15 protein-coding genes are annotated in these 16357 nt (G+C 42.1%); 8 read left to right on the forward strand and 7 right to left on the reverse strand.

Features of this window, described 5'->3' with window-relative positions:
- Window positions 1-131: 131 nt before the first annotated feature.
- The gene (locus FKN93_RS13230; RefSeq protein WP_170905270.1) at window positions 132-1217 is read right to left on the reverse strand and encodes an ABC transporter substrate-binding protein; all 1086 of its coding nucleotides are present in this window, start codon (window positions 1215-1217) and stop codon (window positions 132-134) included.
- A gap of 387 nt (window positions 1218-1604) precedes the next feature.
- On the opposite strand from FKN93_RS13230, the gene FKN93_RS13235 reads away from it, so the two are divergent.
- Window positions 1605-2657: an iron ABC transporter permease gene (locus FKN93_RS13235; RefSeq protein ID WP_154171100.1), complete on the forward strand. Its 1053-nt coding sequence runs from the start codon at window positions 1605-1607 to the stop codon at window positions 2655-2657.
- A 1-nt stretch (window position 2658) separates the two neighbouring features.
- Window positions 2659-3426, forward strand: coding sequence for an ABC transporter ATP-binding protein (locus tag FKN93_RS13240; protein ID WP_170905271.1), 768 nt, complete (start codon window positions 2659-2661; stop codon window positions 3424-3426).
- 104 nt (window positions 3427-3530) lie between these two features.
- Here FKN93_RS13240 and FKN93_RS13245 read toward each other — a convergent pair whose 3' ends face one another.
- Genes FKN93_RS13245 through ltnD form a run of 6 tightly spaced genes read right to left on the reverse strand, consistent with a single transcriptional unit; the run spans window position 3531 to window position 9617 of the window.
- Complete coding sequence (locus FKN93_RS13245) at window positions 3531-5033, reverse strand: SLC13 family permease (RefSeq protein ID WP_170905272.1); 1503 nt, start codon at window positions 5031-5033, stop codon at window positions 3531-3533.
- A complete protein-coding gene (denD, locus tag FKN93_RS13250; RefSeq protein WP_004396409.1) occupies window positions 5033-6004 on the reverse strand; it encodes a D-erythronate dehydrogenase in 972 nt (323 codons plus the stop codon). The genes FKN93_RS13245 and denD overlap by 1 nt, the downstream gene beginning before the upstream one ends.
- A 43-nt stretch (window positions 6005-6047) precedes the next feature.
- A complete protein-coding gene (otnI, locus tag FKN93_RS13255) occupies window positions 6048-6824 on the reverse strand; it encodes a 2-oxo-tetronate isomerase (RefSeq protein ID WP_158137310.1) in 777 nt (258 codons plus the stop codon).
- Window positions 6824-7456, reverse strand: a complete 633-nt coding sequence (locus FKN93_RS13260; protein ID WP_004396407.1) for an aldolase — start codon at window positions 7454-7456, stop codon at window positions 6824-6826. Before FKN93_RS13260 ends, otnI begins: the two co-directional genes overlap by 1 nt.
- Window positions 7453-8709, reverse strand: a complete 1257-nt coding sequence (gene otnK / locus FKN93_RS13265) for a 3-oxo-tetronate kinase (protein ID WP_170905273.1) — start codon at window positions 8707-8709, stop codon at window positions 7453-7455. The genes FKN93_RS13260 and otnK overlap by 4 nt, the downstream gene beginning before the upstream one ends.
- A 2-nt stretch (window positions 8710-8711) precedes the next feature.
- Window positions 8712-9617, reverse strand: coding sequence for an L-threonate dehydrogenase (gene ltnD, locus FKN93_RS13270; RefSeq protein ID WP_158137313.1), 906 nt, complete (start codon window positions 9615-9617; stop codon window positions 8712-8714).
- A 260-nt stretch (window positions 9618-9877) separates the two neighbouring features.
- Here ltnD and FKN93_RS13275 point away from each other — a divergent pair, with 260 nt between their 5' ends.
- The 6 genes from FKN93_RS13275 to FKN93_RS13300 all read left to right on the forward strand — a co-directional run bounded on the left by FKN93_RS13275 (window position 9878) and on the right by FKN93_RS13300 (window position 16285).
- Window positions 9878-10648 carry a DeoR/GlpR family DNA-binding transcription regulator gene (locus FKN93_RS13275; RefSeq protein ID WP_040905030.1) on the forward strand — a complete coding sequence of 257 codons (771 nt, stop codon included), beginning with the start codon at window positions 9878-9880 and terminating at the stop codon, window positions 10646-10648.
- 301 nt (window positions 10649-10949) lie between these two features.
- On the forward strand, window positions 10950-11930 hold the full coding sequence (locus FKN93_RS13280) for a tripartite tricarboxylate transporter substrate binding protein (protein WP_170905274.1): 981 nt from the start codon (window positions 10950-10952) through the stop codon (window positions 11928-11930).
- A 102-nt stretch (window positions 11931-12032) separates the two neighbouring features.
- The gene (locus FKN93_RS13285; RefSeq protein ID WP_170905275.1) at window positions 12033-12524 is read left to right on the forward strand and encodes a tripartite tricarboxylate transporter TctB family protein; all 492 of its coding nucleotides are present in this window, start codon (window positions 12033-12035) and stop codon (window positions 12522-12524) included.
- Window positions 12525-12536: 12 nt separating this feature from the next.
- A complete protein-coding gene (locus tag FKN93_RS13290; RefSeq protein ID WP_154171092.1) occupies window positions 12537-14039 on the forward strand; it encodes a tripartite tricarboxylate transporter permease in 1503 nt (500 codons plus the stop codon).
- 126 nt (window positions 14040-14165) lie between these two features.
- The gene (locus FKN93_RS13295; protein ID WP_170905276.1) at window positions 14166-15821 is read left to right on the forward strand and encodes a sensor histidine kinase; all 1656 of its coding nucleotides are present in this window, start codon (window positions 14166-14168) and stop codon (window positions 15819-15821) included.
- 20 nt (window positions 15822-15841) lie between these two features.
- A complete protein-coding gene (locus tag FKN93_RS13300) occupies window positions 15842-16285 on the forward strand; it encodes a response regulator (protein WP_249374183.1) in 444 nt (147 codons plus the stop codon).
- Window positions 16286-16357: the final 72 nt, after the last annotated feature.

Raw genomic sequence — 16357 nt, forward strand, 5'->3', positions numbered from 1 at the left:
TAGTTCGTTAGTGAAGATGAAAAGTGAAGCAATTAGTAGGTTGTGAATAATGAAAAAGCTTACAGGAAAATGAGAATGATGAATCGATAAGCATTGAGCCCAACGAGAGCGTTGAGCTCAATGGCAAAGGATTAAGGGAGCTGAGCAACAAAGGTGCCTTTAGGGGTAACTGGCAAATATTTTTGATAGAAATCCAGATAGGCTTGCTCGGGGTTGAGATCAGTAAAAACATCAGGGTAGAGCGCCTTGGCATAAAACTGAATCATTGCGCCATCCATAATGGTTCGACATGCGCCATGATAGGCGGCATACATCCGGTTATTTTTTACTGCATTAATGGAAGACCAACCCAGCCGCTGTTTAAAGCCCGCTAGCCGTTGTTTTGCCGTTTCTTCGGCGACGTCTTGCCCTATGAGCATTGCATTGCTGGCAGTGCCGGATTCATACCCTGTAATAACAATCACATCGGGGTTGCTGGCAATAATTTGTTCAGGGTTAAGTTTTCCCCACCATTCGACATAAGGGGCTGAAATATTATCGCCACCCGCCATGGTTGAGATAGCTCCCCACATATTTTTACCAAAGGTGTAGCCCACTTCATTTACACCGCTTGCACCATATTCGGTATAGATTTTTGGTTGAGGTTTATTTGCCGCAGCCAGTCGTTGAGTTATCTTCTCGACACTTTCCTGATATTCATTCGCAATGGCTTCAGCCCGTCTTTCTTGCCCCGTGATGGTGCCAATCAGTTGGGTGCTTTTTACATGCCGTTCTACCGTTTGAGCATTATAATCGACAACCACAATAGGAATCCCCATTGCTTCAAGGCGAGAGACTTCAGTGCTCAAGGCTTTATATTGCCAATCGGCTAATAGGATAAGGTCAGGGTTTAGGCTGATCACTTTTTCTATCGAAAATGAATTGGTATCTACTCGGCCAATTTCAGGGATATCATCCAGTGAGGGACGATGGTTAACATACATCTCCCAGTTGGCTGGCCGAGCTTGCCAGATGTATTTTGACATACCAACGACGTTGTCATAGGCCGCTTCTGTACCAATAGCCATATAGTCTTCAGGGTAAAACCCAACAATAACGCGTTGAGCGGGAGCGTTAAAGGTAACTTGCCTTTCTAATACATCAGTAACGGTAGTCACTGCTGAGAGAGCTGTGGTGCTAAAAGCCATTGCAGCTATGATCAGGAATTTTTTGTACATACGATAAACTCTTCATTTGCTATTAAATGCATATTTGGCGTTTGAATGCGCCGGACCATTGACATGATTATAAGAATAAACTAAATAATTATGCAAATGGTTATTATTTAGATACTCAATATGTGGTAATTATTATTTATTGAATGGTAGTATTCGCGGCCAAGGCCGCATAATGCGCGCTGATTCAATGCTGGTACGAGTCACGCATATACAGGCGTGTTCGAGAAAATAAGAATGAAAAGAAAGACTTTGCTTACCTCTTTTACCATTATCTCAGCATCAGGTTTGATCACTGCAAAACTAAAAGTGCTCGAGGGTGTTGTCAGGTTGCCATTGAATTTCTTCTCAACGAGTTGTTTTGGCTACGAAAAACTGGATTAATAAAAAATGATCTCTGATACATTACAAGATGCTGTTATGACACAGCGAGAAAGTGAACGTCGCCGTAGTTGGATGTTATTTGGCTTCGGCTTATTGCTGATTGCTTCCTTTATTCTAGATATTATGACCGGTCCCTCGATGATCGATGTGACCTCGGTACTGCATGCATTATTGGAATGGATCGGGCTTCCTTTTCAGGTTGATGCTTCGACACAAGTGATTGTCAAAAATTTACGATTGCCTATTGCATTAATGGCTATCTTCGTAGGTGGATCGCTTGGGGTCGGCGGTGCAGAAATGCAAACGTTGTTGAATAATTCAATGGCGAGTCCTTATACGTTGGGAATGGCTGCCGCGGCTGGATTTGGTGCCGCTTTAGTGCTTTATGTTGGTTCGCTAGGCATAGAGAGCCATTTTGCGGTTCCCTTGGGTGCTTTTGTGTGTTGTATGCTTTCTGCTTGCTTTCTCTTTGCTCTTGCTTCTGTACGTCATATTGGGTCTGGGCAATTGATTTTAGCAGGCATAGCTTTGCTGTTTTTATTTCAATCTTTACTTTCATTAGTGCAGTTCATCTCTTCACCGGAGCTAAGCCAGCAAATTTTGTTTTGGTTGTTTGGCAGCTTATCGAAAGCAACGTGGAATAACTTGATGATCACCGCTGTCGTGGTCAGTTTGAGTGTTGTACTGTTACTAAAAGATGCTTGGAAGTTAACGGCATTGCGTTTAGGGGAAGAGCGGGCAAAAAGCCTCGGAGTGAATATTGTTCGGCTCAGGTTAAAAACATTATTTCTCGTTGCACTGATGACGGCAACGGTGACCAGTTTCGTCGGTATTATTGGGTTTATTGGTATTGTCGCTCCCAATATCGCTAAGATTTTGGTCGGTGAGGATCAACGTTTCTTTCTTCCCTTATCCTTTTTAATTGGCGCATTTTTACTCTCTACCGCCTCTGTATTATCGAAAGTAATTGTTCCAGGAGCACTTTTCCCAATTGGTATTGTTACTGCCATTGTTGGAGTGCCCTTTTTCTTTTGGCTCATTATTGGCAAGGCGCGTTAATATGTTACAGGTTAACAATCTTCATGTTCGATTTGGTGATTTAGTCTTGGCGGATGGGGTCAGTTTTTCATTACAACCGGGTCAAGTAACGGCAATTCTTGGTCCCAACGGCACAGGAAAAAGTACCTTACTCAAAACCTTGTTTGGTGATATACGATGGCAAGAAGGTGAGCTCCGTTTTCATCAACAGATACTCAATAAGCACCATCTTGCGCAATGGCGTCAACAGTTTGGTTACATGCCACAAGATATTCATCTTGATGTCAACTTGTCGGTGATTGAAGTGATATTGCTTGGGCGTTTGGATGCCTTGAGTATGCGCATTGATGATAGGATGTTGAATGATGGCTTGTCGATCCTCTCTCGTTTAGGTTTGCGTCATTTGGCGCATCGAGATGTCAGAACCTTAAGTGGAGGGCAGTGCCAGATGATCTTGTTTGCTCAAGCATTGATGCGTAATCCTTCCATCTTAATGCTGGATGAACCTGTCAGTGCGCTCGATTTACACCATCAACATGTGTTGCTTGAGCATTTGGTTGAGCAAACTCGTCAGCATCAATACACTACGATTATGGTGTTGCATGATCTTAATCTTGCCGCGCAATATGCAGATAATCTTTTAGTGATGAAACAAGGGCAGTTGTTAGCTCAAGGGAAACCGCAAGATCTCTTGACTTCCGAATTGATATATCAACTGTATCAGGTGGATGCAGATGTACTGGTCGATGATAAAGGGGCTCCTTTTGTTCGTACTCGACGTTCGGCATAGAAAGTTTTGATCTTCTGGGATTGTTGTGAGAATAAACCGATGAGGGTAGCTATCTTCATCGGTTTATTTAAATCATTCCGCTTTTATAAAAAGGGAAATGGATATTAATGATTTATTTTGGTAAGGCTCTGACTCATTGAACGACTCTGTGAACTCATAAAATAGAGACACCAGCCGAGAATAACAAGAGGTAATAGAGGATCATAAATAGAGCCAGCGGTTCCAAAAATAAGGTTCAGTGTCATGATCAACGTACCGCCAATCGCCCAAGCAAGAGTGGTTGGAATGGTCCAAATCACCAATTGTTTGCGAACTTCTGTCACTCCCATTAGACGGTTGACAATATGGAATAGGCTGTCATTAAAATACCCCGCGAATAGACTGCCCATTGTTGCAGCGGAAGCGGCAAAAAGCATGTTCACATCTTGAATCTCGGCTAAAACTGGTGCAGAAATGGATGCCGCGGTAATCATTGAAACCGTCCCACTGCCCTGAATAACTCGCACTAATGTTGCGATAATAAACGGGATCATGATTGGTGAGATGGGCAATGAGGCGACTTGGTTAGCAATTTCAGCCCCAGCGCCTGACTCGCGCAGTACGTTGCCCAGAGCACCGCCAGCACCAGTAACGAGAAGGATGATCCCTGATGTTGAAATGCCTTGTTCCAGCTTCGCGGTTGTCTCTGCTTTGTCTAGGTATGGCGTCAAAGTGTATACCGCCAGTAATGTACTGATCGATAGTGCAATGATCGGGTGACCAAGGAATTGAATAGCCTGACCCAAAAAGCTGGTGCTAAATTCCGTTAATCCGAGTTGTTTCTCTGCCAGCTGTGTCAGCGAATTTGCTAGGATCAGTAAAATCGGTACCACGATAGGCATGATTGATTTAGTCAAAGAGGGTAATGCTTTTTCTGACTTTGACGCCATATAGTCCGCGTGAACTTTCTTCTGCTCTTCTGGTGCTTTAGCCAACGTCACTGGTGTTGCGTACTCAGGGAAATGCTTCTCTAGCCAACGCGCATACATGACAATTCCGGCCACTGATGGTAAAGCGATGAGCAAGCCAAAACCGAGCATCGAAGCGATATCTACACCAAAAATACTTGCTACTCCCAATGGTCCAGGTGTTGGTGGAATACAGTGGTGAGCGACGACAAGACCACCTGCTAGTGCGACCGTAAGAGTGAGAATCGAACGTTGAGAAGTCTTAGCCAAAGACTTAGCAATTGGATAAAGGATGATTAAGGCACTATCGACAAAGACGGGAATACTGACAATGTATCCGGTGATCGCTAACGCCAGCTCTTCCTTTCGTTTACCTAGCCATTTAATGAAATGATAGGCGATGGACTCACCAGCACCAGAGGTTTCCAAAATGGCTCCCATCATGACACCCAGACCAATGACAATGCCAATGCCACTTAAGGTACCGCCAAATCCTTGGCTGATGGCCGACATAGTTTCATTAACACTTAATCCACCAATCAAGCCCGCAATACAAGCGGCTGCAAGCATTGCGATCAAGACATGAACCCGAGTGCGCAGAACCAGAAATATCAAAACAAATACCGCGATGATCAAACCGATAACGGAAGTAGATAACATTATGCATCCTCCATTTCTACGACTGAGCAAGTCGTAAGGTAGCGAGAAAGAACGGCATTGAAATTGGCATCAACACTGAAACCTAGGTTGAGTTCCTTTGTATTATCAATAGCTTGAGGCCAGCTTGCTACGATCGATTCAATCGCTTTATCTTTTTTAATGGTGACGAGATCAGTGCGAGAAGGAGCCACTTGCTCTGCCATGGCAGCAAGCATAGTGCGTGGCGTAACTCTAATACCGGGTAAGTTAAAAGTTCGATAACCCTGGATAGCACTACGCTCCAGTCGGCTTGCGTGGATAATATTCTGAATGACAGTTTCTGGGCTGGATATCCACAGTCCGAGGTCAAGATCCACTGGACAGTTGGATGTTTGACCTTTTAGCGGTTCGCGAATCATGCCACTCACGAACGATGACGCGGCCTGATTGGGGACACCGGGACGGATACAGATCGTTGGCAGACGAACGCTGATCGCATCAACCAGATTTTTGCGACCATAATCGTTCACCAACAGTTCGCCTATGGCTTTTTGTGTACCGTATGAAGAACTGGGCTGAGTCGCCGTCATTGGCGTCACTACCTCTGGTAATGCTCCACCAAACACCGCGAGCGAACTAGAAAATACAAAGCGTATCTCTGAATTGACTTGACGACACTGTTCAAGCATTAACTGTGTTGCCGTCAAGTTGACCTTGATTCCAAGATCGAAATCTTGTTCTGCATGACTCGATACAATCGCAGCAAGGTGAAATACATGAGTGGTTTTCGGACCAATCAAGGTAGCCACCTGTTGTGGATCGGTGATGTCGGCGACGATGGCACTGACTCGTGGATCTTCAGTGATAGCACCGTTGGGTTTGACTCGATCGACAATCATTAAAGACTGAATCGAACCTGAATCTTGTTGGAGTAGGGTTTGAGCTAGTAGAGATCCGAGAAATCCGGCACCACCAGTGATTACGATGTTCATACACATGTCCTTGTTGTATTACTTGTTATTATTGTTATGAGCGTTATAAGTAAGGCTTGACCCAGCCTAAGCCTTGTTCGGTAGTGGTTTTAGGTTTGTATTCGCACCCGATCCAGCCGTCATAACCGGAGTTATCCAGTACATCGAAGAGATACGGGTAGTTGATTTCACCGTCACTAGGTTCATTACGGTGTGGCACTGACGCAATTTGAATATGGCCAGTAAATGGCGCTAAATCGCGGATCAGAACATCCAGATCACCATCCATGATCTGTGCGTGGTACAGATCGAGTTGTAATTTCACATTCGGACGATTAACCATCTGAATCAATTCAACGGCACGCCGTTGATGAGAAATGAAGTAATGAGGAACATCGCGATGGTTTAGAGGTTCAATCAGTACATCAATGCCATGTTCGGCAAAGGTATCCGCAGCGTAACGAATGTTGGCGATAAAGGTATCGATGTGTTGTTGCAGGCTGTACGCTGGATCGATGATGCCTGACATAGCGTGTACTTTTTTGCAGTTGAGTGCTTTGGCATACATCAGTGTGGTGGCGACACTTTGCCTAAATTCTTGCTCACGCCCCGGTAGAGCCGCGAAGCCTTTTTCACCGGCATCCCAGTCGCCGGGAGGCATATTAAACAGCGCTTGTTCAAACCCGTATTGCTCTAATTTTTTCGCCAACACTTGTGGTTCGAAAGCATAAGGAAACAAAAATTCGATCGCCTTAAAGCCAGCACGATGTGCATGCTCAAAGCGTTCTATAAAAGGCACTTCGTTGAACAGCATGGTAAGGTTCGCAGCAAATTTAGCCATTACTTTCCTCTCCCTTTTAGGTCTTCCACCTCGACCTCTGTGAGGTAACGAACTGGATGGTTATTGAGTAAAAACATTAACTTGGCGGTTTCTTCTAATTCTTCAGCGTTATCCACGGCATCTTCTAGATCGGCGCCAGTGATGACTGGGCCGTGGTTAGCCAGTAAGAATGCACGGTAATCAGCGGCACGTTTAGCCAGTTCTTCGGCAATACGTGGTTCACCCGGGCGCAAATAGGGAATGACAGGTAATTGGCCGATACGCATCACGTAGTAGGGTGTGAAAGGGCGAATAGCATTATCAGCATCGAGATTATCGATACAGGAGAGCGCTGTCAGATAAGTAGAATGCAAATGCACAATTGCGTTACATTTCGGATTGTTTCGGTAGATAGCTAGATGGAAGGCTATCTCTTTTGAAGCACGTTTGCCGGAGAGTTGATTACCCTCAATATCCACCACAGATAATTCTTCGGCGATTAAACGGCCAAATGAAGAGCCTGTTGGTGTAGCGAGAAAATGGCCGTTTGGTAATTTCAATGATAGGTTTCCTGCACCACCCGTGGCGTAACCACGTTCAAACATGGAGCGTGCAAGGCTAACCATTTGTTCTCTAAGTTGTTGTTCTGTCATAGATAAAAATCCTGTGCTTTTTCGAAGAAGCGTTCATCGCCGAAGTTACCTGACTTAAGCGCCAACGATAGTGAACCGTCGATAGATTGGACCCAAGGCACACCTGGAGCGATTTGTGGTCCGATGTGAAAACCAGTGACACCAAGGCTTTGGGTTACAATTCCGGATGTTTCACCGCCGGCAACAATAAAGTTTTTAATCCCAAACTCTTGCAATTGATGGGCAAGTTGACTGAAAAATTGCTCTACCGCTTCACTTGAAGTGGCCGCACCGTATTGCGTCTGAATGGCCTTGAGTTTGTCTGGATCTGCGGTGGCATACACCATGGGTGCGTATTGACTATCAAGTTGCGCGGTGACCCAAATAAACGCTTGTTGTACATAGTTTTTATCGCGTAGACACGCTTCGACGTCGACGGCAAAATGCGGTGCTACCGATTGATAACGGGCGACTTGTTGATTCGTCATGACTGAGCAAGATCCAGAAAGCACGACACCGGGTGCTTTTGTCGGTAAGCCTGCCGATTGAGCTTCGCTTTGATCGGCCAGTTTGTTGGCCCAATTTTGAGCGATACCTGCAGCTAAGCCTGACCCACCAGTAATCAATTTGAGTGATTTCACTGCCTGACCGAGAGTAATCAGATGAGTGCTATTAATGGCATCAACAACCGCGTAGCGTTTTCCTTCCTTTTGTAATTGAGCAAAACGTGCAACAACGGCGTCTACACCTTGCTCAATGACTTGATAATTAACCAGACCACATTCACCTTGAGATTGGTTATTCATCAGACGAACTAAGCTCGAATCTGTCATTGGTGTTACAGGATGGTGGCGCATGCCCGATTCGTTCAGGAGTTCACCAAGCACAAATAGATAACCATTGAATACGGTACGGCCATTAACTGGCAGTGCTGGGCAAACGATAGTGAAGGTTTCATTTAGTTCTGCTAGTAGGGCATCGGTCACCGGACCGATATTGCCTTGTGCAGTACTATCGAAAGTCGAACAGTATTTAAAATAAAACTGCTGGCAGCCCTGAACTTGCAACCAACGAAGCGCTTCTAGTGATTGGTTGACGGCTTGTTCAGCGGGACATGAGCGGGATTTAAGGCTGATGACCACAGCATCGGCGTCTACATGAATGTTTTTCTTTGGTATGCCGTTGAGCTGTACAGTGCGCATGCCATTTTCAACCAGAAAACCTGCAATATCGGTTGCGCCAGTAAAATCATCAGCAATGACTCCAAGTAACATAATTATTTCTCCATGCCAGGTAGATTGATGCCATCAAAAATCTTGATCACTGCGCTGTCATCTTCTTGACCAAAACCTGCATTACTAGCAGAGATAAACATGTTGAGTGCAGTACTCGCTAGTGGCAGAGGGAATTTCAGGTCTTGTGCGGTATTGGCGACCAGATTAAGGTCTTTAACAAAGATATCGACCATTGATTTTGGCGAGTAGTCACCATCAACAACGTGTTTCATTCTGTTTTCAAACATCCAAGAATTACCTGCCGCGTTAGTGACCACGTCGTACATTAAATCGAGAGGAATATTGGCACGAGCGGCCAGGGCCATCGCTTCAGCTCCGGCAGCAATATGTACACCTGCCAAAAGTTGGTGAATGATTTTGACGGTAGCACCAAGACCAATTTCGGTACCGATGTTATAAACTTTGCCTGCCGTTGCCGCTAACACGGGAGCCAATTTAGTGAACGCCTCTATACTTCCGGATGCCATGATGGTCATATCACCGGCTTCGGCTTTTATTGCACCACCGGAAACGGGGGCGTCTAACATCAGCAGATGGTAAGACTTAAGGCCCGCTTCAATATCTTTTGCATCTTGGGCAGAGATGGTGGCAGACACCATGATGGCTGTGCCTGGTTTTAGGTTGGCGGCTAAACCTGAATCGAACAAAATCGATTTCACTTGCTTGGCGTTGATGACTAACAATAAAACCGCATCGAGTTCGTGAGCAAATAGATTGGCGTCGCTAGCTACCGCTTTCGCCCCGTAGTTACCTAGTGTTTCGAGAGCGATTGGGTTGAGGTCAATGCCGTACACATCGAGTCCTGCGCGAATACAGGATTTTGCAGCCCCCATCCCCATAGATCCTAATCCGATCACCGCTATCGATTTCACGGTTTGATTATCCATATACTTATCTCGCATTGAATATTTATGTTAATTTGTGTTATTAATTGTGATTCTATGTGATATTTGGCGAGGTGTCATGCGTCATTCATCACAAAAATTAACAATCATTAGTAATGATATGGAAAATAACTAGATGTTCACACTTTACAGCTTCAGGTTTTCTCCAGAATTTGTTTGTTTTTAACAATAGTTAACACAACTTCACACCATGGCTGATGACTGATAATATGAGTACACTCATTACTTATAGCTAAGTCATTATGATTCCAGCAGAACGTCACAAAACTATCCTATCTCTGCTTTCACAACAGGAAGTGATCAGCATTAACGAACTGGTTGAGCAATTAGAGGTGTCGCACATGACCATTCGTCGCGATATCGCTAAACTCGAAAAATTGGGTAAGGTATTGTCCGTGTCAGGCGGTGTGCAACTGACTAAAGTGCTGCATCAGGAGCCTTCTCATGATGCTAAAGCGACGCAACACGCTAATGAGAAAGCGATGATTGGCCTTATTGCTAGCCAGTTGGTGCAACAAAATGCTACGGTTTATCTTGATGCTGGGACCACTACACTGGAAATCGCTCATCAACTTGCTAGCCGTGATGATCTGCTTTTTATTACTAACGATTTTGTTATTGCGGCTTTTCTAACCCATCACAGTAAAAGCGAGCTTTATCATACGGGCGGACGAATTGATCGTGAGAATCAGTCCAGCGTAGGGAGTAAAGTGTCAGACTTTCTGGCGGGAATGAATGTGGATATCGCGTTTGTCTCAACTTCATCATGGAATCTGCGCGGTATCTCTACGCCCAGTGAGCCTAAGGTCATTGTCAAAAGGGCAGTCGCAGCGGCAGCACAAAAAGTCATCCTTGTCTCTGACTCTTCTAAATATGGCAAAGTTGCCACCTTTCATGCGCTCGATATGCAGTGTTTTGATGTGGTGATCACTGACCGGGCATTTCCAATCAGTGTCCGACAAGAATTAGCAGAAGAAGGGATTTCGGTGTTGATCGAGAGTAAAAACTCTTAATTATTATTTCATAAACTCGTCATGTTTTTTCAGATTGGTGTCAGCTACTACTTAGATCAATGGTTTAGCTGACGTCTACCTTTGTCGGTCAATAATTAACATCATAAAAACCATAAACACCATAAGCTGTATGGTAAAAAGTGTCCTTCCTCTCGTTAATTTACTTTATTGTCACTTAATGTAAACAAGTTGAAAACATTATAAGTTGTTTTCATTAACCGTTGTTAGTAGAGCAACAATATAAGCCAGATTAAAAACTATAAAAAATAATTTACATTAAGTCAGACACAAGGATAGAACGATGAATAAAATAAAATATATCTCTGTAACATGGTTGATAATACTTAGCTCTTTATTAGGGGTATCCTCTGCTTTTGCGAAATCATATCCTCCAAGAACCATTAATATGGTTGCTCCAGCGGGTGCGGGTGGAGGATGGGATATTACGATTCGTACCGTAGCTAAGACATTAAAAGATGAGGGGATTATTAATGCGAATCTACCGGTGATTAATCGTCCCGGTGGCGGAGGTGCAGTAAATTTGGCTTATATGCAAAGTCAGAAAGGTAAAGGAGACTTAATTTCTGTTTATTCTCCTCCGATCTTACTGACTCATTTAGTCGGTTTAACACCATACAGTTATCAAGATACGACCCCTATTGCGCGCTTAATTACGGATTATGCCGCTTTTGTTGTGCCTAAAAATTCTCCTTATACCTCAATTAATCAGGTTATGGAGGCGCTAAAACAAGATCCTAAGTCTATTAAAATAGGTGGTACATCCGCTGCTGGCTCAATGGACCATATTCAATTTCTCTTAGTGGCGAAAGCTGCTGGGGTTAATAATTTAAAAAATATAGATTATATATCATTTCAAGACGGTGGAGTTGTTGCTCAGGTTTTAGGCGGACACATTGATTTGATTTCAACAGGGTTAGGCGATGTAGCTGGTTTAATACAAAGTGGTGAGTTGAGAGCATTAGCTCAAACTGCTGATAAACGAGTTGGTGAAGGGATGATGGCCGAAATTCCTACCGTTAGAGAGCAGGGAATTGATGTGGTTTTTGAAAATTGGCGTGGCTTATTTGGACCGAAAGATATGCCAGAAGAAGCCATCAATTATTGGCGTGATGCTTTAGAAAAAATGATTCATACTGATAGCTGGAAAGCCGCATTACAACGCAATGGATGGGATGATGCTTATCTGGATTTTGATGATTTTCAACCATTCTTAGAAAATACGAATCAACAATATAATGCCTTGATTAAAGAAGTTTTCTAGAGTTATATAAATTTTCAATACAGAAATAAACCAATCGCCTAGATAAAAATTATCGTTATAGGTATTGGTTTATTCTCTTGTACATTTATGGATGATATAAATATGAAAGATTATAGTAAATCTAATTGGGATGGATTGACCGGTATTATCAGTATTCTCTTTGGCTTAAGTTATGGTAGTTACGCCTATTTATTACCAAGGCCTATATTTGGTAATGAGTGGGAACCGATTATTATGCCTTTGTCGATCTCGATTTTTATGATTGTGATTGGATTATTATTAGTCGTTAATGGTCGATTTTCTCCATCAATGACAGCAATAATGAAGACGATTGATGAGCATTCAAAAAATAAGATTAATACATATAGGGTATTATCAACATGTTTAATTTCCTTGCTGTATTCTTTTATGTTTGAGCTTGTTGGCTTTCTTATAAGCACGATGTTTTTTATGCTGATGATGTTAATGGTTACATGTGGTATTAAACGTTGGAAGCAATCATTAGTCATTGGTGTGGTTTTTTCTGTTGGGATTTACTTCATTTTCAATGAATTATTATCCATTAATTTACCTAGCGGAACACTTTTTAGTTAAGGAAAATTAACTATGACAGATATATTTACGAATCTTTTTAATGGCTTTGGGATTGCTTTACAGCCTTATTATCTTCTACTGATAACACTTGGTGGGATCATGGGAACGATTATCGGCATGCTACCGGGTCTTGGTCCGGCGACGGGCGTTGCCGTTCTATTGCCCATGACTTATGCCATGGGGCCTACGGCATCATTAATTACGATGACAGGGATCTATATGGGGGCGATGTTTGGTGGTTCCCGTAGCTCGATTTTAATCAATACACCCGGAGACGGTGCTGCCTTGGCGGCAACCTTCGATGGTTATCCGATGGCAATGAAAGGGCGTGCAGAAGCCGCACTTGCTATCTCAGCAATCGCATCATTGATCGGAGGTACTATCGCTGCGGTGCTCATGACCTTTCTTGCTGAGCCTGTAGCCAACTTTGCGATTAGATTTGGTCCAGCAGAATATTTTATGTTAATGCTAGCCGCCCTTTCGATGACGGTTTCTATGTCTAAAGGCAATATGCTGAAAGGTTTCTTCTCTATGGCAATAGGGTTAGCGATTGCAACAATCGGCATTGATGCTCAATCCGGATTAAGTCGTTTTACTTTTGGTTCCCTTGAGCTCCAAACAGGTGTTGACTTCTTGGTGGTGATCATTGGCATTTATGCATTAGGAGAAGTGCTGAAAAGCATGACAACCTTAGGTGATGGTAGTAAAAAAGCACAGACTCAGTTTAAACGGATTTGGATCAGTAAAGAGGATTGGCGCAGATCGAAATGGCCCATTTTACGCAGTGCCCCTGTTGGTTTTATTGTCGGGGCACTCCCCGGCGCAGGGGGAACAATGGCATCGTTACTTTGTTATAATAATGAGAAACAACTCTCACCCAACAAAGATGAATTTGGCAAAGGTGCGATAGAAGGACTAGCCGCTCCTGAATCAGCGAATAACTCAGCATCCATTGGAGCGATGATCCCTATGCTCTCATTAGGTATCCCTGGTTCAGGTACGACGGCAGTCATGATGGGGGCCTTATTAATGTTAGGAATACAACCTGGGCCACTTTTATTTACCCAGCATCCAGAAACAGCGTGGGGATTGATCGCAAGTTTATTTGTCGCGAATATTATTCTGGCTTTCGTAAATATTCCATTAGCAGGTGTTTTAGTTCGTATGCTCGCTATCCCTGCGAATGTTTTATATCCTATCGTTTTAGGGCTTGCTTTCGTGGGCTGCTATGCTATTGGGAATTCTGTGGTAGATTTTTATATCTTAATTTTATTAGGTATAGTTGGGTTTATTATGCACAAACTGGTTATTCCTACTGCACCAATGATTCTTGCTGTTATTGTTGGCAGCCAAATGGAACAGTCGTTTAGGCAAGCATTTCGGATCTCTAATCAAGAGTTCAGTATTTTTGTTCAATCAGGAATTACTCAATTTCTATTGATAGTGACAATTTTTTCAATCTGTTGGCCATTAATAAACTCATTTAGAAATAAAAGCCTTTCAAACATGGCTTAAGATAACTATTTCAAAGGGTAAAGTCATTTTGTGACTTTACCCTTTTTTTTGTTAAATACTGGTAGTAAAGTTGTTGTCTTTAGGTATGCTGTGGAATACGTAAGTTGTGTAATTATATGAGTGAATATGTATAAGGTAATGCGTAAAAATCTGGACGTGATTCAGATAAATAGCAATCGAAACCGATGTTTTTTTATGCATTTACGCTTTCGTAATAAGATATTCTTATTGCTTACTTTTTTACTCCTCATTCAATTCCTTTACATGGCCTGGGGATTCTATCAAGCATTATCCTCTTCTATTGATGATCAAGTTCGTACTCGTGCATTATTACAAGCTCAAGATATTGCTAGTGATCCAGAGTTGATTACTTTAGTAGAAACAAAAAACATTACAGAAATTCACAAGGCGATTGAGCGTATCATGCATTATTCTGATGCGAGCTTTATTGTTATTGGTGATCAAAATGGTATTCGCTTATTTCATCCAGAGCCGGATCGTATAGGTTATCCAATGCAAGGTGATGATAATGCGGGAGCTTTATTAAGAAAGGAATCGTATACTTCTTTGCGAGAAGGGAGTTTAGGTTATGGTATACGAGGGAAGTCACCGATTATTGATAGCCAAGGTAATATTATTGGTGTGGTTTCAGTCGGTTATCTGTTAACACGGTTTCAATATTGGCTTAAAGACTACTTTCGTCCTTTGATTGTTGATGCCTTATTATTAATTTCTATTTCATTATTATTAGTCTGGTTGTTTTCTCGGCACATACAAAGAAAAATGAATAATATGGAACCAGAAGAAATTTCGCTCTCTTGGGAAATTCAACAATCTATTTTATATGCTGTCTATGAGGGTATTATTGCGGTTGATTTACAAGGTAGGATAATTGTTATAAATCCAGCAGCAAAACGCTATCTTCCATACGGTTCAGAAGAAAATATTAACATTAGAGATTATCTTAATGATTGTAGTTGGTTAGATAATAAGAGTTCACTCATCGATAAGCAAAAAGATGAGTTTTATCGATTAAACCATCATCAAATTATCGCTAATCGAGAACCCATATTACATAATAAAAATCTTGTTGGTTGGGTTCTGAGCTTTCGTGAGCAGAATGATGTGTATGCGGTCTCCGCAAGCTTAACTCAAATTAAACAATATAGTGATAATTTTCGTGTTCTTCGTCATGAGTTTTCTAATAAGTTAACGACACTTTCTGGATTGTTAAAAATGGGAAAGATTCAAGAGGCGATGATATTAATTAATAATGAAAGTGGGAGTAAACAAGAGCTGTTAGACTTTATTCAGCATTCTATCCGCGTCAATCAAGTCGCTGCATTTTTACTAGGGAAAGCTTTACGTGCACAAGAGTTAAATATTGATTTTCGTTTAGATCCCACTTGTCAGTTAAGTAACAATCAAACAAAGTTAGATGATCATCAATTATGCACAGTATTAGGAAATTTGATTGAGAATGCCTTTGATTCATGTCGAATAAATCAAACGAAGAGTCCTTATGTTGGCATTTTAATTACCGATGCAGGACAAGATATTTTGATTGAAGTGTCTGACAATGGAAGTGGTCTGTCTATACAGGAAAAGGAAGTAATATGGAATCGAGGTGTGACTCGTAAAGATGATAAGGAAGATCATGGTCTTGGGCTATATCTTGTCGATCACTATGTAAAACAAGCGGGTGGTTTTATTAACATTGATAATGCTGAACCTCAGGGATGTATTTTTTCTGTATTTATCCCAAACTATATTAATAATTAGCATAAAGTCAGGAGGGAGGAATGGAAACGATTGATATCGTTATTGTTGAGGATGACGTAAATATTACTAATATTTATTTGGATATCATTCAAGGTTTTAGTCGATGTACTGTTGTCGGGATCGCTGAGTCTCAGAAGATAGCTCGCACGATTATTCAAGCTTATCAACCACAGCTTATCTTACTCGATAATTATCTGCCGGATGGTTTAGGTATTGATTTATATCGTGATATTCTTGCTCAGAAAAAGAAAAGAAAACAAGATGTTGTACTTATCACAGCATCAGATGACGTAAATACGGTTCAAGAAGCAATGCAGCTTGGTTGTTTTGACTATTTACTCAAACCTATATCTTTTGATCGATTTCAACAAACATTACAACGTTATTTAGATCTCAATAATGCAATGAAAGTAAGTGTTCACCAAGCCCCTATTGACAGAAAAAGTGTGACACTCAGCACTTGATCCACTTTTTACTATTGAGTGATCATTCCAGTGCTTCATCCTGTTTGTTATGAGCAGAAAGAAAGCCCCTAA

It is taken from the genome of Vibrio sp. A8-1 (assembly GCF_013048685.1).
Taxonomy (GTDB): Bacteria; Pseudomonadota; Gammaproteobacteria; order Enterobacterales; family Vibrionaceae; genus Vibrio; species Vibrio metschnikovii.